Below are 19,596 nucleotides of genomic sequence, written 5' to 3'. Positions count from 1 at the left end.
TGCCGGGCACTGAGTGCCGGGCGGTCATGCTATTGCCTGCCATAACCTCTAAGAGAATCGAGCCGAATATCTATGCCTTTTACACTTGGTCAACGCTGGATCAGCGATACGGAAAGCGAATTGGGATTGGGCACTATTGTCGCGATCGACACGCGCATGGTGACTGTGCTGTTCCCTGCCACCGGCGAAAACCGTCTTTATGCCCGAAATGATTCTCCAATCACCCGTGTGATGTTCAATCCAGGCGACACCATTACCAGCCATGAAGGCTGGCAGCTGGAAGTGGCAGAAGTCACGACGGAAAACGGTCTGATAACTTACCTCGGCACGCGTCTGGATACTGAAGAGACCGGCGTGCTGATGCGTGAGGTGATGCTCGACAGTAAGCTGGTCTTCAGCAAACCTCAGGATCGTCTGTTTGCTGGTCAGCTGGATCGTATGGATCGCTTTGCCCTGCGCTTTCGTGCACGCAAATACCAGAGTGAACAGTATCACCTTGCGGTAAGCGGCCTGCGTGGCATGCGCACCAGTCTGATCCCTCACCAGCTGCACATTGCCCACGATGTTGGCCGCCGCCATGCCCCGCGTGTTTTGCTCGCGGATGAAGTTGGCCTCGGCAAAACCATCGAAGCCGGGATGATCATCCACCAGCAACTGCTGGCAGGCCGTGCTGAGCGCGTGCTGATCGTGGTGCCTGAAACCCTGCAACATCAGTGGCTGGTTGAGATGCTGCGCCGCTTTAACCTGCGTTTCGCCCTGTTTGACGATGAGCGCTATGCGCAGGCACAGTTGGACAGCGATAATGCCTTCGACACTGAACAGCTGGTGATCTGCTCTCTCGACTTTGTGCGTCGCAACAAGCAGCGCCTGGAGATGATGGCGGATGCCTCCTGGGACCTGCTGATTGTGGATGAAGCTCACCACCTGGCGTGGTCAGAAGGGCAGCCGAGCCGTGAATATCAGGTCATCGAACAACTGGCCGAACAGATCCCCGGCGTCCTGTTGCTGACCGCCACACCAGAGCAGCTGGGCATGGAAAGCCACTTTGCCCGTCTGCGTCTGCTGGATCCAAACCGTTTCCATGATTTTGCTGCCTTTGTTGAAGAGCAGCAGCACTTCCGCCCCATCGCCGATGCGGTGACCGGACTGCTGGCGGATAAATCGCTCAGTCCGGTTGAGATGAATATGCTCAACGACCTGGTTGGCGAACAGGATATCGAGCCACTGTTGCAAATCGCCAACAGCGACCGTGAAGGGAAACTTGAAGCGCGCCAGGAATTGATCAGCATGCTGATGGATCGCCACGGCACCAGCCGCGTGCTGTTCCGTAACACCCGTAACGGGGTAAAAGGCTTCCCGAAACGCGAACTGCACCAAATCCGTTTGCCGCTGCCAACGCAGTATCAAACCGCGATTAAAGTTTCCGGCATCATGAGCGCACGTAAGTCTGTCGATGAGCGTGCTCGTGACATGCTGTACCCGGAGCAAATTTATCAGGAGTTTGAAGGCGACAGCGGCACCTGGTGGAACTTCGACCCGCGTGTTGAGTGGCTGATGGGCTTCCTGACCAGCCAGCGCGATAAGAAAGTGCTGGTGATCTGTGCCAAAGCAGCCACGGCTCTGCAGCTTGAGCAGGTCCTGCGTGAGCGTGAAGGAATCCGCGCGGCAGTCTTCCACGAAGGTCTGTCTATTATTGAACGCGACCGTGCGGCCGCCTGGTTTGCTTCTGAAGAAGAGGGTGCCCAGGTTCTGCTCTGTTCTGAAATAGGCTCTGAAGGCCGTAACTTCCAGTTCGCTCATCAGATGGTGATGTTCGACCTGCCGTTTAACCCGGACCTGTTAGAGCAGCGAATTGGCCGTCTTGACCGTATTGGTCAGGCGCACGACATCCAGATCCACGTCCCTTACCTGGAAAAAACCGCTCAGTCGGTGCTGGTGCAGTGGTATCACGAAGGTCTGGATGCCTTTGAGCATACCTGCCCGACTGGCCGCGCTATTTATGATACAGCCTACGCTCAGCTGGTTGAGTATCTGGCCGCCCCTGAACAGACTCAGGGTCTGGAAGAGTTTATTGCCGACTGCCGCAAACAGCATAACGCGCTGAAAAGCCAGCTTGAGCAGGGGCGAGATCGCCTGCTGGAACTGAACTCAAACGGCGGCGAGAAAGCTCAGGCGCTGGCAGAGAAAATCGGCGAGCAGGATAACGATACCGACCTGGTGAACTTTGCGCTCAACCTGTTTGATATCGTCGGGATCAACCAGGAAGATCGCAGTGATAACCTGATTGTACTGACACCAGGCGATCATATGCTGGTGCCAGACTTCCCAGGTTTGCCAGAAGATGGCTGCACCATCACCTTCGATCGCGGTCAGGCTTTGTCCCGGGAAGACGCGCAATATGTCACCTGGGAACACCCGATCATCCGCAACGGTTTGGATTTGATCCTTTCAGGAGATACCGGAAGCTGCGCGCTGTCACTGCTGAAGAACAAAGCCTTACCAGTGGGAACCTTGCTGGTTGAGTTGATCTACGTGGTGGAAGCTCAGGCACCTAAACATCTGCAACTGACCCGCTTCCTGCCACCCACACCGGTGCGCATGCTGGTTGACCGTAATGGCACGAACCTGGCTGGTAAGGTCGAGTTCGAAAGCTTTAACCGTCAGCTGAACGCGGTGAATCGCCATACCGGCAGCAAACTCGTTAACGCCGTGCAGCAGGATGTTCATCAGATCCTGCAACTGGCCGAAGAAGAAGCCGCTGCTCAGGCTCGTCAGGTGATTGACGTCGCCCGCCGTGAAGCCGATGAAAAGCTCAGCGCCGAACTGTCTCGCCTCGATGCACTGAGCGCGGTCAATCCTAACATCCGTCAGGATGAGATTGACGCGCTGGAAAGCAACCGCGAGCAGGTTCTGTCCGCGCTGAACGAGGCTGGCTGGCGTCTTGATGCGCTGCGTCTGATTGTCGTAACGCATCAGTAACTCAACATGGGGCGGTGTATGCCGCCCCTGACAGGCAACAAGATGGAACCCTATAACCCACCGCAAGAACCCTGGCTCCATATCCTGTATCAGGATGAGCACATCATGGTGATCAACAAGCCCAGCGGATTGCTGTCCGTTCCCGGACGCCTTGAAGATCATAAAGACAGCGTTATGACCCGCGTCCAGCGTGATTTCCCTGCGGCGGAATCGGTGCATAGATTGGATATGGCGACCAGTGGTGTGATCGTAGTAGCGTTAACTAAAGCGGCTGAGCGTGAGCTTAAGCGTCAGTTTCGCGAGCGGGAGCCACAGAAGAGGTATATTGCCAGAATCTGGGGACATCCGGAGAAAGCCAAAGGTCTGGTCGATCTGCCGCTGATTTGCGACTGGCCAAACCGGCCAAAGCAGAAGGTGTGTTTTGAAACGGGGAAGTCTGCCCAGACGGAATATGAAGTGCTGGAGTTTGCCGATGACAACAGTGCCCGTATTCAGCTGAAGCCCATTACCGGCCGTTCTCATCAGTTAAGGGTGCATATGTTGGCGCTGGGTCATCCCATTCTGGGGGATAATTTCTATGCCCATCCAGAGGCGAAAGCCATGGCACCGCGACTGCAACTGCATGCTGAAATGCTGACCATTACGCATCCGCATTACCACACGCCAATGACCTTCCGTCAGCCTGCTGATTTTTAACGAGTAAGGGCGGAATCTCTTCCGCCCTTACCGTTAGCTTAGCCTGCAACGCCCTACTTAAAGCCTTTCTCACGTTTAATCAGATCGTAAGCCGCCTGAATTTCCTGCGTTTTCTGCTTGGCCATTTCCATCATCTGCGGTGGCAGACCTTTGGCAACCAGCTTGTCCGGATGGTGTTCGCTCATCAGCTTGCGATAGGCGCGCTTGATGGTGGTGCCATCATCACTGCTTTTCACGCCCAGCACGCTACAGGCATCCTCCAACGTTGGTCCACGTCTTGCCTGACCAAAGCCGCCCTGTGAACCCGCGCCGCTGTGATAATCACCGCCGCCGCCAAACTGCTGGCCGCTTTCCATCATCCGCAGGAACTGATCGAACTGAGTTTTGGAAATGCCCAACTCTTCCGCGATAACAAACAGCACCTGACGCTCGTTAGGATGAAGAGACCCATCGGCAAACGCCGCCTGAATCTGAATTTCCAGAAACATCCTAATCAGGTCAAAGCGGCCAAAGCAGGCGCTACGCAGTTCACGCAATTTACTGCGTAACGGGTAATCGCCCTCTTTTCCCTCACGGAAGGCACGCTGAGCCGAGGTTCTGGCTTCGCCATGCAGCTGCATACGATCCATCAGCAGTGAAGCCATCTGAATATCCGCGTCAGTCACTCGTCCTTTTGATTTGGTCAAATGCCCCATCACCTGAAAGGTGGTGCGGAAAAACAGGGACTGTCTGGTTTGCTGGTTAGCAAAATAGCCCTGTCCTTTAACGGCCCGCGCTTTATCAATCAGATGGCCAATCAGCAGGCCGAATGCTAAACCCCAGAAGCCGGTGCCGCTCAACAAACCGAGCACAAGGCCAATTACTTTTCCCCAATAGCGCATATACTCCTCATTTCGCCATGCTGAAGGCTAAAAATTGCATTATCATACCTGTCATTTAACTCAGAGCCTAACGGCAACGCGGCCAGACGACCAGGATTAACACTAGCGCAACGCAGTTGAGTGCGATAGTCTCTGACCGTTTGTCGGCATGATGCCAGCTATCACGGAATTCTCGATACCGCGTATGAAAAAAAGATTACCTACTTTGCTGGCCACGCTTATCGGCACAGCGATTTACAGCCAGCAAGGCCTGGCCGACGACCTCGCATCACAATGTATGCTGGGTGTACCAAGCTATAACCGTCCTCTGGTCCAGGGAAAAACGAACAATGACTTACCGGTAACGATTAACGCCGATAGTGCCAAAGGTAATTACCCGGATAACGCCGTGTTTACTGGCAATGTCGATATCCAGCAGGGTAACAGCCGTCTGCTTTCTGACGAGGTTCAGCTGCATCAAAAGCAGCAACCTGGCCAGCCGACGCCTGTGCGAACCGTGGACGCGTTAGGTAATGTGCACTACGACGACAATCAGGTCATCCTGAAAGGTCCGAAAGCCTGGTCAAACCTGAACACCAAAGACACCAACGTCTGGAACGGAGACTACCAGATGATAGGCCGTCAGGGCCGTGGAACTGGCGATCAGATGAAACTGCGTGGCCAGAACCGTTATACCATTATGGAAAACGGCACGTTTACTTCCTGTCTGCCTGGCGATAACAGCTGGAGCGTGGCGGGAAGCGAGATTATCCAGGACCGCGAAGAGCAGGTTGCTGAAATCTGGAATGCCCGCTTTAAGATTGGCTCAGTCCCGGTGTTGTACAGCCCATACTTGCAGTTGCCTCTTGGCGACCGCCGCCGCTCAGGTTTCCTGATCCCGAACGCCAAATACGGCAGTTCCAACGGATTTGAATTCATTCTGCCGTATTACTGGAACATTGCGCCGCAGGCCGATGCCACCATTACGCCTCATTATATGAGTAATCGTGGGCTGCAGTTACAGAACGAATTCCGCTATCTGACTCAGGCTGGTGCCGGTCTGATGGAGTTCGATTATTTGGGATCGGACAACCAGTACGAGAAAGACGCAACCTCACGCAATATTTCAGACAGTACCGACTCCAAGCGCTGGTTATTCTTCTGGAAGCATGCCGGTGTCTATGACCAGAACTGGCGCTTCAACGCGGATTACACCAAGGTTAGCGATCCTTATTACTTCACCGATCTGGATTCTACCTACGGCAACTCGACTGACGGGTACGTCACGCAGAAATTCAGTATTGGTTATGCCGAGAAAAACTGGGACGCGACGCTGTCGACCAAACAGTTCCAGATCTTCTCAACCAACGCCAGCCGCGATGTGTATCGTGCTGAGCCGCAGTTCGACTTTAACTATTACCAGAACGATGTCGGTCCGTTTGACACCCACCTTTATGCGCAGGCGGTGAAGTTCACCAACGTCAACGAAGAGTTGCCTGATGCAACCCGTTTGCACGTAGAGCCGACCATCAACCTGCCGCTGTCCAACGGCTGGGGAAGTCTGAATACCGAAGCGAAACTGCTGGCAACACATTATCAGCAGGATGATATTGAGTATTACAACAGCCTCAGTTCCAGCCAGGACAACCAGCTGAAAAGCAACGTGAACCGCGTCATGCCGCAATTTAAAGTTGACGGCAAGATGGTCTTCGACCGCAATATGGACTGGTCTGAAGGTTACACGCAGACGCTGGAACCGCGTATGCAGTACCTTTATCTGCCTTATCGCGATCAGAGCGATATCCGCGCTTATGACTCCACGCTGCTGCAAAGTGACTACACCGGCCTGTTCCGCGACCGCACTTACAGTGGTCTGGATCGCATTGCCTCAGCCAACCAGGTGACCAGCGGTGTGACCACGCGAATTTTTGATAACGATCTGGTTGAACGTTTTAACGCTTCTATAGGTCAAATCTACTCGTTTACTCCATCCCGAACTGGTCTGGAGAACGCAGACAGTGACGATCGCGGCAGTCTGGTGTGGGCAGGTGACACTTACTACCGTATCAGCGACCGTTGGAGCACCCGTGGTGGCCTGCAGTATGACACCCGTCTTGATAACGTGTCGCAAGGCAATGCCGTACTGGAATACCGCCGCGATGCTGACCGCATGGTGCAGTTGAACTACCGTTACACCAGCCCGGAATATATTGCCCAAACGTTATCCACGGTGACCAACCCTGGCTATCAGGATGGAATTTCTCAGGTTGGCGCCACGGCGAGTTGGCCGATTGCTGATGCCTGGTCGGTGGTTGGCGCCTGGTACTACGATACCAAAGCCAAACAGCCTGCCGATCAGTTGCTTGGTGTGCAGTACAGTTCCTGCTGCTATGCCATTCGTCTGGGTTACGAACGTAAAATCACCAGCTGGAACAGCGATAACAGTACCAGTAATTACGACAATAAAATCTCGTTCAACATTGAATTACGTGGCCTGAGTCCTTCTTATAGCCTCGGCACCGGTCAAATGCTGCGTGAGGGCATCTTGCCTTATCAACGCTCTTTCTGATGTTGTGATAAATACAATGCAAACCCGCAGTGCGGATAGAAGAATGGAAAAAGTATGAAGAACTGGAGAATGCTGATCCTTGGTGCAGCGCTGACCGCCAACACCGCGTTTGCAGCCCCGCAAGTTGTTGATAAAGTCGCCGCTGTAGTAAACAACGGCGTAGTACTGGAAAGTGATGTCGACGGCATGATGCAGTCGGTAAAAGGCCAGGCTCAGCAGGCTGGTCAGCAACTGCCTGATGATAAAACCCTGCGTCATCAAATCGTGGAACGTCTGGTCATGGACAACATTTTGCTGCAGATGGCAAAACAGTCCGGGATCCAGGTGACGGATGCTCAGCTTGATCAGGCTATCCAGAACATCGCCGCTCAGAACAAAATGAGTGCAGACCAGCTGCGCAGTCGTCTGGCGTATGATGGGATGAATTATTCGACCTACCGTGAGCAGATCCGCAAGGAGATGACCATTTCGGAAGTGCGTAATAATGAAGTCCGTCGTCGCGTCACCATTCTGCCGCAGGAAGTGGATTCGCTGTCGAAGCAGGTTGCTTCTCAGAACAATGCCAGCACCGAGTTAAACCTCAGCCACATCCTGTTGCCACTGCCGGAAAACCCGACTCAGCAGCAGGTTGACGATCAGGAAACCCTCGCTAAGCAGCTGGTGAGCCAAAGTAAAAATGGCGCTGACTTCGGCAAGCTGGCGATCACCTACTCTGCCGATCCTCAGGCGCTGAAAGGCGGCAACATGGGTTGGGGCAAGATTCAGGAGCTGCCTTCTCTGTTCGCGCAGGCGCTGGTTACGGCGAAGAAAGGCGACATCATCGGTCCAATCCGCTCAGGTGTTGGCTTCCACATCCTGAAAGTTAACGATGTGCGCGGCGAGAGCCAGAATGTGTCAGTGACCGAAGTTCACGCTCGCCATATTCTGCTGAAGCCGTCTCCGGTAATGACTGATGAGCAGGCTCGTCAGAAACTGGAACAGGTTTCTGCTGAGATCAACAGTGGCAAAATGACCTTCGCTAATGCCGCTAAAGAGCTTTCTCAGGATCCAGGTTCAGCAAATCAGGGCGGCGATTTAGGCTGGAGCTCCCCGGAGATGTATGACCCGGCGTTCCGCGATGCGCTGTTGAAGCTGAAAAAAGGCCAGTTGAGCACGCCAGTGCACTCCTCCTTCGGCTGGCATCTGATCCAGTTGCTGGATACCCGTCAGGTGGACAAAACTGACGCAGCACAGAAAGAGCGTGCTTACCGTCTGCTGTTCAACCGTAAGTTTGCTGAAGAAGCACAGACCTGGATGCAGGAGCAGCGTGCTGCCGCCTACGTGAAAATCCTGGATGCGAATGCTCAGTAATCAACGTGTGGTGATCACTCCCGGCGAGCCTGCCGGGATTGGTCCTGATGTTACCCTTCAACTGGCCCAGCGTGACTGGCCAGTTGAACTGGTTGTGTGCGCCGATCCAGCTTTGCTGCTCGAACGGGCAGCAAAGCTGGGTTTACCTCTGACCCTGAGAGACTATCAGCCTGGTTCAGCGGCCCAGCCGCAACAGGCCGGGACGCTGACTGTCGTTCCCGTTACCCTGCCGCACCCCGTTAACGCAGGCGAGCTTTGCGTGGCGAACAGCCATTACGTGCTGGCAACGCTGGCACGAGCCTGTGACGGCTGCCTCAACGGTGAATTTTCTGCGTTAATCACCGGTCCGGTCCATAAAGGGGTGATTAACGACGCGGGTATCCCTTTCAGCGGCCACACTGAATTCTTTGCTGAACGTTCACAGCGTGAACGTGTAGTGATGATGCTGGCGACAGAAGAGCTGCGGGTGGCGTTGGCTACCACGCATCTGCCGCTAAAAGACGTCTCTGAAGCGATTACCCGCGACAGCCTGCATGAAGTTATCGGTATTCTGCACGCTGACCTGAAAAGTAAATTCGGCTTAGCCTCCCCGCACATCTTTGTTTGTGGCTTAAATCCCCACGCGGGTGAAGGTGGGCATATGGGTCGGGAAGAGATCGATGTTATCATCCCTGCCTTGGACGAACTTCGTCAGCAGGGAATGCAGCTGACCGGACCATTGCCGGCAGATACGTTGTTCCAGCCAAAATATTTGCAACATGCCGATGCCGTGCTGGCGATGTATCACGACCAGGGGCTTCCGGTGCTAAAATATCAGGGATTCGGGCGCGCGGTGAATATCACCCTCGGCCTGCCCTTTATCCGCACGTCCGTTGACCATGGCACCGCCCTTGAACTGGCAGGCCTGGGGAACGCTGATGCGGGCAGCTTTATTACGGCGCTTAACCTCGCCATCACCATGATCAAGAGCAGTAATGAATAATCGCGTCCATCAGGGCCACTTCGCCCGCAAACGTTTCGGACAGAACTTCCTGAACGATCAGTATATTATCGACAGCATTGTCTCCGCCATTCACCCGCAAAAAGGCGAGGCCATCGTCGAGATTGGTCCCGGTCTTGGGGCGTTAACCGAACCGGTTGGCGAGCGTCTGGACGCCATGACCGTCATTGAAATCGACCGTGATTTGGCGGCTCGTCTGCAAACCCATCCGTTTTTGGGCCCTAAGCTGACGATCTTCCAGCAGGACGCCATGGCCTTTGACTTCGCTGAGTATGCCCGCGAAAAAGGTCAGTCTCTGCGCGTGTTTGGTAATCTGCCTTACAACATCTCCACGCCGTTGATGTTCCATCTTTTCAGCTATGCCACGGCCATCCGTGATATGCATTTTATGCTGCAAAAAGAGGTCGTTAATCGGTTAGTAGCCGGCCCAGGCAGCAAAGCCTATGGCCGTCTCACCGTCATGGCACAGTATTACTGTCAGGTGATCCCGGTGCTGGAAGTGCCACCAGAATCCTTTACGCCTGCGCCTAAAGTTGATTCAGCGGTGGTGCGTTTAATGCCACATGCGAAAATTGAACATCCGGTCACCGATATGCGAGTGCTGACCAGGATCACCACAGAAGCCTTTGGTAAGCGCCGTAAAACACTGCGCAACAGTCTGGGGCATCTGTTCTCGCTGGAAGTCTTGCAGGAGATGAACATCGACCCGACTTTACGGGCAGAGAACATCACTGTGGCGCAATATTGCCAGTTAGCAAACTGGCTGATTGCGCATCCTCAGACCCAGCCTCAGCCGCAGGAGAAGTAGCAGAATGATCGATACGCCCCGTGTATGTGTCCATGTTCAGAGCGCTTATATTCCTTCGCAATCTGTTCCTGAAGAAGATCGGTATGTTTTTGCTTATACCGTCACCATACGCAATCTGGGGCGTCACGCCGTTCAGCTGCTCGGTCGTTACTGGTTGATTACCAACGGCAATGGCCGTGAAACCGACGTTCAGGGTGAAGGTGTGATTGGCGAGCAGCCGCACATCCAACCCGGCAATGAATTTCAGTACACCAGCGGCGCCGTTCTCGAAACACCCATGGGCACCATGCAGGGACATTACGTCATGATCGATCATGAAGGCGAAAGCTTCCAGGTTGAGATCCCGGTGTTCAGGCTGGCTGTCCCAAGCCAGCTCCATTAATTCATCTGATAGCACAGACGGTGAGCGGGCTTAACGGCTCAGGAATTCGTCTGCCTGGAAAGGTTCAATGAGCACATATCTGATCGGTGACATCCACGGATGCTATGACGAACTTCACTCCCTGCTGGAGCAGGTCGCTTTCGATCCCCAACAGGATACGCTGTGGCTGACTGGCGATCTGGTTGCCCGTGGGCCGGGTTCGCTGGACGTGCTGCGCTACGTGCGTTCGCTGGGTGACTGCGTCCGTCTGGTCTTAGGCAATCACGATCTGCATCTGCTGGCCGTGTTCGCTGGCATCAGCCGTAATAAGCCGAAGGATCGCCTGACGCCGTTACTGGAAGCTGAAGATGCCGATGAGCTGATTAACTGGCTTCGTCGTCAGCCGCTGCTGCAAGTGGATGAAGAGAAAAAGCTGGTGATGGCGCATGCTGGTATCACGCCACAATGGGATATTGAAACCGCGAAAGCCTGTGCCCGTGAAGTGGAAGCCGTCCTCTCCAGTGATACCTATCCACTGTTCATCGACGCCATGTACGGTGACATGCCCAATAACTGGACCCCAGAACTTACCGGGCTGGCTCGCCTGCGTTTCAGCACCAATGCGTTAACGCGGATGCGTTTCTGCTTCCCGAACGGGCAGCTGGATATGATCTGCAAAGACACGCCGGACACGGCGCCAGCGCCGCTGAAACCCTGGTTCGAAATCCCGGGCCCGGTTGCGAATGACTACACCATTGTTTTTGGTCATTGGGCTTCGCTGGAAGGCAAAGGCACTCCTGAAGGGATTATTGGACTGGATACCGGCTGTTGCTGGGGCGGCACGCTGACCATGCTGCGCTGGGAAGATAAAGCCTGGTTTGTTCAGCCTTCCAACCGGGCGCAAGCGCTGGAAGAGTAGAGGCACAAAAACAAAAAAAGCGGCTTACCCTGCAACAGACGCCAGGATGGCGTTGTTGACTGCGAGGGTAAGCCGCTTTTTTATTAACGACGTTGCAGAATTTCGAAGCAGAAACTGTGGCTGTTCTTCTCATCCGCGTCGTGGAATTCACTGAAGGTTGACTGCCACTCTTCCGGCTCAAAATCCGGGAAGGTTGTGTCACCCACCACTTCAGCATCAATGTGCGTCAGATACAGACGATCGGCACGCGGCAACAGCTGTTCATAGATGCGACCGCCACCGATGACCATCACTTCTTCCACTTCTCCGGCTGCCTGCAACGCTTCATCAATTGAGGTCACCCAAGTCACGCCTTCAGCCTCGCCCGGCTGGCTGCTGATCACAATATTCAGTCTGCCAGGCAGCGGGCGTCCAATGGACTCCCAGGTACGGCGCCCCATGATCACAGGCTTATCCAGGGTTTGGCGTTTAAACCAGGCCAAATCTGCTGGTAAGTGCCACGGCATGGCATTGTCCATTCCAATAACGCGGTCGGCCGCCATGGCCGCAATCAGGCTTATCATCATAGAAACTCAGTAAAGGGGGTAAAATTGGCGCCATCATACGTAAAGGTGAAACTTTCGTCGATACCCCTACCGGGGGATTTGCGTAAAGGTTCTTCAAGGTAACGTTTGCGTTGTATTTGCTCTGGCAGATAGCTTAAAAACCCCGCGAACGTGCTAGAATCCGCCCCTCAATTGCTACAGGATGCCACCATGTTAGAGACCAGCTTGATTATCGCCACGATTGCGGCTCTGGGAATGCTTTCTCCCGGCCCGGATTTCTTCCTGATTATCAAGAATGCCGCCCGTTATCCCCGTTCAGCCGCCATGTTTACCGCGCTGGGAGTCAACTGTGCCGTAGCCACTCATATGGCTTATTGCGTGGCAGGTCTGGCCGTGGTGATCACCACCACGCCGTGGCTGTTCATGATGCTGAAATACGTTGGCGCCGCGTATCTGATCTTCATTGGTGTGCAGGCCTTGCTGTCGCGTGGCAACAGCAAAATGGATCTCAGCAACATTGAGCCTGAATCCACTTCGCTGAAGAAAGCCTTCCTGCAAGGCTACCTCTGTAACCTGCTGAACCCGAAAGCCACGCTGTTTTTCCTGTCGATGTTTACTCAGGTGCTGAACGTGCATACCGGCTTTGGTGAGAAAATTTGGTACGCCGGGATCATCCTGATGCTCTCTTCAGTTTGGTGGCCATTGCTGATTGTGATCATTCAGAGCGCACCAGTTCGCCGGGGTCTGGCGAAGGCGCAGAAGCTGGTCGACAAGCTGCTGGGCGGCGTATTGATTGCGCTGGGTATCAAGGTCGCGCTTTCCTGATCGGCAACGCCAGAGCGGCTTCACGTTTAACGCATACGGGAAGCCGCTCAATATGACTGATTACGGCAAACGCTGCTGGTAATCGGCATCAAACACCTGCACTTTGACCCGCGCCAGAAAGGGTGACTGGAGGGTACGAACGGGGATGAAACAGCGCATCGGACAGGGCCAGATGCGCCGGGAAGGACGTTAAGAAGGGGCGTTGTTCAGCTTAGAAAATTCCACTTTGGCTTTTTGCAGTTGTTCTGCAAAAGCGGGGTCGGCATGCAGACGCGCAACCACCGCAGAGGCAACAAGGCGCGCAGCCGTCACATCGCTCTGCCAGTGATAGCCGCAAATCACCCGGCTCTGGCCCATTTCATAACCCCGCTTCAGGATCGCAGCCTGCTTATCCGCATTAATTTCCGACAGCACCAGCGCGGTTGCCCACCCGATGGTGGTATGCCCGGAAGGGTAAGAGCCGTTTTTGGACAGTGTGCTCTCCTCATCAGAACGGCAGGTTGGCTCGTTATAGAAGGCAAAAGGCCGTACGCGCATGTAGTGATTTTTTGCGGAACGGGTAGCCAGATCGCCCGCATCTTCACGCATTTTCATCACCAGCCGGTAAATCTCAGGCGTTTTCTCTTTGGTGATCGCCATACCAAAAGCTTCAGAGAAAGCGTCTGCCACACCATCGCCTGCCACATGAGCATCCTTCCAGGCTTGCTTGCCTCTCGGCGTATTTCTCAGCTGTTTGCCGATGTCGTACTGCGCTTTGTCATTGAGAAAATCAATACTGTCGATTGCAGGCGGTGGCGGCAGCAGGCTCAGGCTGTCGGCAACCTGAGATTCCTGCAGGAAATAAGCATCAGGTTGAGTGGTGACATCTTTGGCGGCAAAGGCTGTCTGCATGGAGGTCGCGCAGATCAGTGTGGCTATTAACAGTTTTTTCATGATGAGGTCCCTGATGTTTCGTTCGGGCATCGTTGCCCTGATGGAGGAGTCAAACAGAGGTAAAGCCTGCGAAGGATAAGCGAGTGTGCCGGGCAGCACTTTTAGCAACATCACAAAAATGACAGTTTTATGACAAGACGCGTTTCGGGAGGGATGACAGGCAAAAAAAATCCCCGCCGAAGCGGGGGATCAGTCATCGCTGACAGGGGCTTAGCCCTGGATCAGCGCGTGCATTTCCTGCACGGAGATAACCTGCGCGGTAGGATCTGCGCTCAGTGAGTTTGCCGTAGCAAAAGCACCGTTCAGCGTGGTGTCGTAGTGCACCTTGTACTGCAGGGCGCTGCGGCGGATCAGTTTGGAATCCTCAATCGCCTGGCGTCCTGCGGTGGTGTTAACGATGTAAGCGTACTCACCGTTTTTCAGGCGGTCCTGGATATGAGGACGGCCTTCATGCACCTTGTTGACCAGACGGATGTTGATCCCTGCTTCTCCCAGCACCACTGCGGTACCGTGCGTGGCATCCAGTTCGAAGCCCATTGACTGCAGCTTGGTTGCCAGGGCAACGATACGCTTCTTGTCGCCATCACGGACGGACAGTAACGCACGGCCAGCTTTCTTCATGTTGCTCTGCGCGCCCAGCATGGCTTTAGAGAAGGCTTCTGCGAAGGTCCCGCCCACGCCCATCACTTCACCGGTGGAACGCATTTCAGGGCCGAGGATTGGGTCAACGCCCTGGAACTTGTTGAACGGTAACACCACTTCTTTCACAGAGTAGTAAGGAGGAATAACTTCTTCCGTCACGCCCTGCTCTGCCAGCGTTTTGCCTGCCATGACGCGGGCCGCTACTTTAGCCAGTGGCACGCCCGTTGCCTTGGAAACAAACGGCACGGTACGGGCGGCACGTGGGTTCACCTCAATCAGGTAAACTTCGTTATCTTTCACCGCAAACTGCACGTTCATCAGGCCACGAACGCAGAGTTCGAAGGCCAGCTTTTCAACCTGCTGACGCATCACGTCCTGGATCTCTTTGCTCAGCGTGTAGGCTGGCAGAGAACAAGCGGAGTCACCTGAGTGCACGCCTGCCTGCTCAATGTGCTCCATGATGCCGCCAATCAGCACGCGCTCACCGTCGCAAATCGCATCCACGTCGACTTCAACCGCATCATCCAGGAAGCGGTCCAGCAGCACTGGCGCATCGTTAGACACGGCAACCGCATTCTGGAAGTAACGCTTCAGGTCGATGTCGTCATAGACGATTTCCATCGCACGGCCGCCCAGGACATAGGAAGGACGCACAACCAGCGGATAGCCAATCACAGCGGCTTTCTCAACGGCCTGTTCAATCGCGGTAACGGTTGAGTTAGCAGGCTGCTTCAGGCCCAGGCGCTCAACGGCCTGCTGGAAACGCTCACGGTCTTCAGCACGGTCGATCGCATCAGGGCTGGTACCGATAATCGGCACGCCAGCGGCTTCCAGCTCACGAGCCAGTTTCAGTGGAGTCTGGCCGCCGTACTGCACGATCACGCCTTTAGGCTTCTCGATACGCACGATTTCCAGCACGTCTTCCAACGTTACCGGCTCGAAGTACAGGCGGTCTGAAGTGTCGTAGTCAGTTGAAACGGTTTCAGGGTTACAGTTAACCATGATGGTCTCGTAACCGTCTTCACGCAGCGCCAGCGAAGCATGTACGCAGCAGTAGTCGAACTCAATGCCCTGGCCGATACGGTTTGGACCACCGCCCAGCACCATGATTTTCTCACGATCGCTGTTAGGGTTGGATTCACACTCTTCTTCATAGGTGGAGTACATGTAAGCGGTATCGGTAGAGAATTCCGCTGCACAGGTATCAACACGCTTGTAAACCGGGTGCAGGTTGTATTGCTCACGCAGCTTACGCACTTCGGATTCAGCCACGCCAGCCAGCGCAGACAGACGCGCATCGGCAAAGCCTTTACGCTTCAGCGCACGCAGGAAGTCCGCTGTCAGGCCATTCACGCCTTCACGGGCAACCTGGCCTTCCAGCTGAACCAGCTCTTCAATCTGCACCAGGAACCAGCGGTCAACGTTGGTCAGGGCAAAGATCTCTTCCACGCTCATGCCGGCACGGAAAGCATCGGCGATGTACCAGATACGGTCTGAACCGGCATCTTTCAGCTCATGGCGGATCACCGTCATCGCTTCCGGGTCGTTCAGGTCGACTTTCGGGTCGAAGCCGTGTGCGCCAACTTCAAGGCCACGCAAGGCTTTCTGCATGGATTCCTGCAAAGTACGGCCAATCGCCATCACTTCACCCACCGATTTCATCTGCGTAGTCAGGCGGTCATTCGCCCCGGCAAATTTCTCGAAGTTGAAGCGAGGGATTTTGGTCACAACGTAGTCGATAGAAGGTTCGAACGAGGCCGGAGTTAATCCACCGGTGATGTCGTTCATCAGTTCATCAAGCGTGTAACCCACGGCCAGTTTGGCGGCAATTTTAGCAATCGGGAAACCCGTCGCTTTAGAAGCCAGGGCAGAAGAGCGGGAGACGCGCGGGTTCATCTCGATGATGATCAGGCGGCCATTCGCCGGGTTAACGGAGAACTGCACGTTTGACCCACCGGTTTCCACGCCGATTTCACGCAGTACCGCCATCGAGGCGTTACGCATGATTTGATATTCTTTATCGGTCAGCGTCTGGGCTGGTGCCACGGTGATGGAGTCACCGGTGTGGATGCCCATCGCATCGAAGTTTTCAATCGAGCAGACGATGATGCAGTTGTCGTTTTTATCACGCACCACTTCCATCTCGTACTCTTTCCAGCCAATCAGCGACTCATCAATCAGCAGCTCATTGGTCGGGGAAAGATCCAGACCGCGTTCGCAAATCTCTTCAAACTCTTCGCGGTTGTAAGCAATGCCGCCACCGGAACCGCCCATGGTAAAGGAAGGACGGATGATGCAAGGGAAGCCAACGTCAGCGGCAACCGCGTGCGCTTCTTCCATGTTGTGTGCGAAGCCTGAACGGGCTGTATCCAGACCGATGCTCTTCATGGCCTTATCAAAGCGCTGGCGGTCTTCGGCTTTGTCGATAGCATCCGCTGTGGCACCAATCATGGCCACGCCGAACTCTTCCAGCACGCCCTGACGTTCCAGTTCCAGCGCACAGTTCAGCGCAGTCTGGCCGCCCATGGTTGGCAGAACCGCATCCGGACGCTCTTTTTCGATAATTTTGCGCACAACTTCCCAGTGGATAGGCTCGATGTAGGTCGCATCAGCCATTTCCGGGTCAGTCATGATGGTTGCCGGGTTGGAGTTCACCAGGATAACGCGGTAACCCTCTTCACGCAGGGCTTTACAAGCCTGAGCGCCTGAGTAGTCGAATTCGCAGGCCTGGCCGATCACGATCGGACCAGCGCCAAGGATCAGGATACTTTTTATGTCGGTACGTTTTGGCATTTTCTCGCTCCTGATTATTTAGCGGTTGAACGGTAAGCTTCGATCAGTTCGATAAAGTGATCGAACAGCGGCGCAGCATCGTGTGGGCCCGGGCTGGCTTCAGGGTGCCCCTGAAAACTGAACGCGGCTTTATCGGTGCGGTGAATACCCTGCACCGTCTGGTCGAACAGCGAGGTGTGAGTCACTCGCAGGTTTGCCGGTAAGTTGGTTTCATCAACGGCGAAACCGTGGTTCTGTGCGGTGATCATTACGGTGTTGTTATCCAGGTCTTTCACCGGATGGTTGCCGCCGTGGTGGCCCAGTTTCATCTTGACGGTTTTTGCACCGCTGGCCAGTGCCAGTAACTGGTGGCCAAGGCAGATGCCGAACACAGGAACGTCGGTTTCCAGGAAGGCTTTGATTGCCGCAATAGCGTAATCACAAGGCTCCGGATCCCCAGGTCCGTTTGAAAGGAAGATGCCATCCGGGTTCATCTTCAGCACGTCTTCTGCGGGTGTCTGTGCCGGAACGACAGTCAGGCGGCAGCCACGGTCAACCAGCATACGCAGGATGTTGCGCTTCACACCGTAGTCATAAGCCACTACGTGGAAAGGCAGGTCGGCTTCTTTCTTCGCGTCCGGCAAGCCGTCCAGCGTCCAGCTGCCTTGCAGCCAGCTGTAGGTTTCACTGGTGGTCACTTCTTTCGCCAGATCCATTCCTTTCAAGCCTGGGAAGGCTTTCGCCTGCTGCAGAGCCAGTTGAGCATCTGGTGCGTCGCTGGCGATGATGCAGCCGTTCTGAGCCCCTTTTTCGCGCAGCAGACGGGTCAGCTTACGCGTATCGATATCGGCAATAGCGACAATGTTGTGGCGCTTCAGGTACTCAGACAGCCCTTCCTCATTACGGAAGTTGCTGGCAATCAGCGGCAGGTCACGAATGACGAGGCCCTGAGCATGTACCTGAGAGGATTCTTCGTCAGCGGAATTGGTGCCGACATTGCCGATATGGGGATAAGTAAGAGTAACGATCTGGCGGGAATAGGAAGGATCAGTGAGGATTTCTTGATAACCGGTCATTGAAGTGTTGAAAACAACTTCCCCCACTGCCGATCCTGTTGCCCCGATGGCCCGACCGTGGAATTGGGTTCCGTCTTCCAGAACCAGTAGCGCTGACTTAATCAAAACATCCTCCTGAGAATAAACAGTCACATTATTTGCATATTAATTCATAACAGAGCCATAAATCAATGCAAAAACCGCCTGAATTCTCGATTTTTGGCAAATTGCGCGCATTCTAATGATCGCTCACTCTGTTGTCTACCCCGCAGGTCACTTTTTCATAGTCTTTTACTCAACTGGCGGGGAAATCGGAGGATTTACCCTGAAAAGCACAGACATCCAGGCCATATAACCGGTTGCCTGAGAGATTGTGCATGAAAAAAGGGAAAAAGGAGTGAGAAATTGGACCAAATGGTCAAAATTAACATTTATTGCAGATAAAAAGATGGATAACCAAGTAAAAAAACAAACTGAGCATGAAAAACAAACGAAGCACTCATTATTTAAAAATAAAAAGGGCAATAAAATTATTGCCCGCCCAATCAGAAAGTTATGATTGAAATAACCACATCACGATGGTGCACAACACTTATAAATCATCAAGATTAAGCACACTTCGCATGTCATAAAGACCTGCTTTACGCGAACTTAACCAGTCAGCTGCACGAACTGCGCCTTTAGCGAAGGTCATACGGCTTGAAGCCTTGTGGGTAATCTCTACACGCTCACCAATATCTGCAAACATCGCGGTATGTTCACCAACGATATCGCCAGCACGAACGGTGGCAAAACCGATAGTTTGCGCCTTGCGTTCGCCGGTATGGCCTTCACGGGCATACACTGCGTGCTCATTTAAATCCCAGTCCATTGCATCAGCAATCGCTTCACCCATTGCCAGCGCGGTACCTGATGGCGCATCTACTTTATGGCGGTGATGAGCCTCAACGATTTCGATATCGGCATAGTCACCCATCACTTTGGCGGCTTTCTCCAGCAGTTTCAGCACGAGGTTGACGCCCACGCTGAAGTTAGCTGCAAACACGATAGCAATCTCCTGTGACGCTTCTTTGATGGCAGCCTTGGCCGAGTCATCAAGTCCGGTGGTACCGATAACCATCGCTTTCTGGTGCTGGCGACAAAAATCCAGATAAACCAGCGTGCCTTCAGGGCGGGTAAAGTCGATCAGCACGTCGAAGTTGTTCACCACGGCTTCCAGGTTATCGCTCACCTTCACGCCCAGTGGGCCAGTCCCGGCCAGCTCACCAGCGTCAACACCCAC

The 19,596-nt window shown here is 54.2% G+C and carries 15 protein-coding genes; 9 read left to right on the top strand and 6 right to left on the bottom strand.

Features of this window, described 5'->3' with window-relative positions; translation table 11 throughout:
- Positions 1-72 precede the first annotated feature (72 nt).
- Positions 73-2,979 carry an RNA polymerase-associated protein RapA gene (gene rapA, locus WCC56_RS13800; RefSeq protein ID WP_424692927.1) on the top strand — a complete coding sequence of 969 codons (2,907 nt, stop codon included), beginning with the start codon at positions 73-75 and terminating at the stop codon, positions 2,977-2,979.
- A 42-nt stretch (positions 2,980-3,021) separates the two neighbouring features.
- The gene (rluA, locus tag WCC56_RS13795; RefSeq protein ID WP_424692945.1) at positions 3,022-3,675 is read left to right on the top strand and encodes a bifunctional tRNA pseudouridine(32) synthase/23S rRNA pseudouridine(746) synthase RluA; all 654 of its coding nucleotides are present in this window, start codon (positions 3,022-3,024) and stop codon (positions 3,673-3,675) included.
- A gap of 53 nt (positions 3,676-3,728) precedes the next feature.
- Here rluA and djlA read toward each other — a convergent pair whose 3' ends face one another.
- Positions 3,729-4,556: a co-chaperone DjlA gene (gene djlA, locus WCC56_RS13790; protein WP_424692926.1), complete on the bottom strand. Its 828-nt coding sequence runs from the start codon at positions 4,554-4,556 to the stop codon at positions 3,729-3,731.
- Positions 4,557-4,704: 148 nt separating this feature from the next.
- On the opposite strand from djlA, the gene lptD reads away from it, so the two are divergent.
- From lptD to apaH, 6 genes are all read left to right on the top strand, one after another.
- A complete protein-coding gene (gene lptD, locus WCC56_RS13785; protein ID WP_424692925.1) occupies positions 4,705-7,104 on the top strand; it encodes an LPS assembly protein LptD in 2,400 nt (799 codons plus the stop codon).
- Between the two features lie 54 nt (positions 7,105-7,158).
- Positions 7,159-8,454 (top strand): peptidylprolyl isomerase SurA, encoded by a 1,296-nt coding sequence (gene surA / locus WCC56_RS13780; RefSeq protein ID WP_424692924.1) that lies wholly within the window; start codon positions 7,159-7,161, stop codon positions 8,452-8,454.
- A complete protein-coding gene (gene pdxA, locus WCC56_RS13775) occupies positions 8,444-9,436 on the top strand; it encodes a 4-hydroxythreonine-4-phosphate dehydrogenase PdxA (RefSeq protein WP_424692923.1) in 993 nt (330 codons plus the stop codon). Before surA ends, pdxA begins: the two co-directional genes overlap by 11 nt.
- Entirely contained in the window at positions 9,429-10,262 is an 834-nt protein-coding gene (gene rsmA, locus WCC56_RS13770; RefSeq protein WP_424692922.1) for a 16S rRNA (adenine(1518)-N(6)/adenine(1519)-N(6))-dimethyltransferase RsmA, read from the top strand. Before pdxA ends, rsmA begins: the two co-directional genes overlap by 8 nt.
- Positions 10,263-10,266: 4 nt before the next feature.
- Positions 10,267-10,644 (top strand): Co2+/Mg2+ efflux protein ApaG, encoded by a 378-nt coding sequence (gene apaG / locus WCC56_RS13765; RefSeq protein WP_424692921.1) that lies wholly within the window; start codon positions 10,267-10,269, stop codon positions 10,642-10,644.
- A gap of 67 nt (positions 10,645-10,711) precedes the next feature.
- Positions 10,712-11,542 (top strand): bis(5'-nucleosyl)-tetraphosphatase (symmetrical) ApaH, encoded by an 831-nt coding sequence (gene apaH, locus WCC56_RS13760; protein ID WP_424692920.1) that lies wholly within the window; start codon positions 10,712-10,714, stop codon positions 11,540-11,542.
- Between the two features lie 83 nt (positions 11,543-11,625).
- On the opposite strand, the gene folA is transcribed toward apaH, so the two are convergent.
- Positions 11,626-12,108 (bottom strand): type 3 dihydrofolate reductase, encoded by a 483-nt coding sequence (gene folA, locus WCC56_RS13755; RefSeq protein ID WP_424692919.1) that lies wholly within the window; start codon positions 12,106-12,108, stop codon positions 11,626-11,628.
- 189 nt (positions 12,109-12,297) lie between these two features.
- Between folA and WCC56_RS13750 the strand changes: the two genes are divergently transcribed.
- Positions 12,298-12,912: a LysE family translocator gene (locus tag WCC56_RS13750; RefSeq protein WP_424692918.1), complete on the top strand. Its 615-nt coding sequence runs from the start codon at positions 12,298-12,300 to the stop codon at positions 12,910-12,912.
- Between the two features lie 189 nt (positions 12,913-13,101).
- On the opposite strand, the gene WCC56_RS13745 is transcribed toward WCC56_RS13750, so the two are convergent.
- The 4 genes from WCC56_RS13745 to dapB all read right to left on the bottom strand — a co-directional run.
- Positions 13,102-13,845, bottom strand: coding sequence for an acid phosphatase (locus WCC56_RS13745; protein ID WP_424692917.1), 744 nt, complete (start codon positions 13,843-13,845; stop codon positions 13,102-13,104).
- Between the two features lie 210 nt (positions 13,846-14,055).
- Entirely contained in the window at positions 14,056-17,280 is a 3,225-nt protein-coding gene (gene carB, locus WCC56_RS13740) for a carbamoyl-phosphate synthase large subunit (protein ID WP_424692916.1), read from the bottom strand.
- Between the two features lie 14 nt (positions 17,281-17,294).
- Positions 17,295-18,440, bottom strand: a complete 1,146-nt coding sequence (carA, locus tag WCC56_RS13735) for a glutamine-hydrolyzing carbamoyl-phosphate synthase small subunit (protein ID WP_424692915.1) — start codon at positions 18,438-18,440, stop codon at positions 17,295-17,297.
- A 466-nt stretch (positions 18,441-18,906) separates the two neighbouring features.
- A partial coding sequence (gene dapB / locus WCC56_RS13730) for a 4-hydroxy-tetrahydrodipicolinate reductase (RefSeq protein ID WP_424692914.1) occupies positions 18,907-19,596 on the bottom strand: 690 nt, incomplete at its 5' end.

Origin of the sequence: Erwinia sp. (assembly GCF_049696395.1) — a bacterium.
GTDB lineage: Bacteria > Pseudomonadota > Gammaproteobacteria > Enterobacterales > Enterobacteriaceae > Erwinia.
Note: the sequence above shows the minus strand (reverse complement) of the source record. Positions and strands in the feature narration are given on the sequence as shown.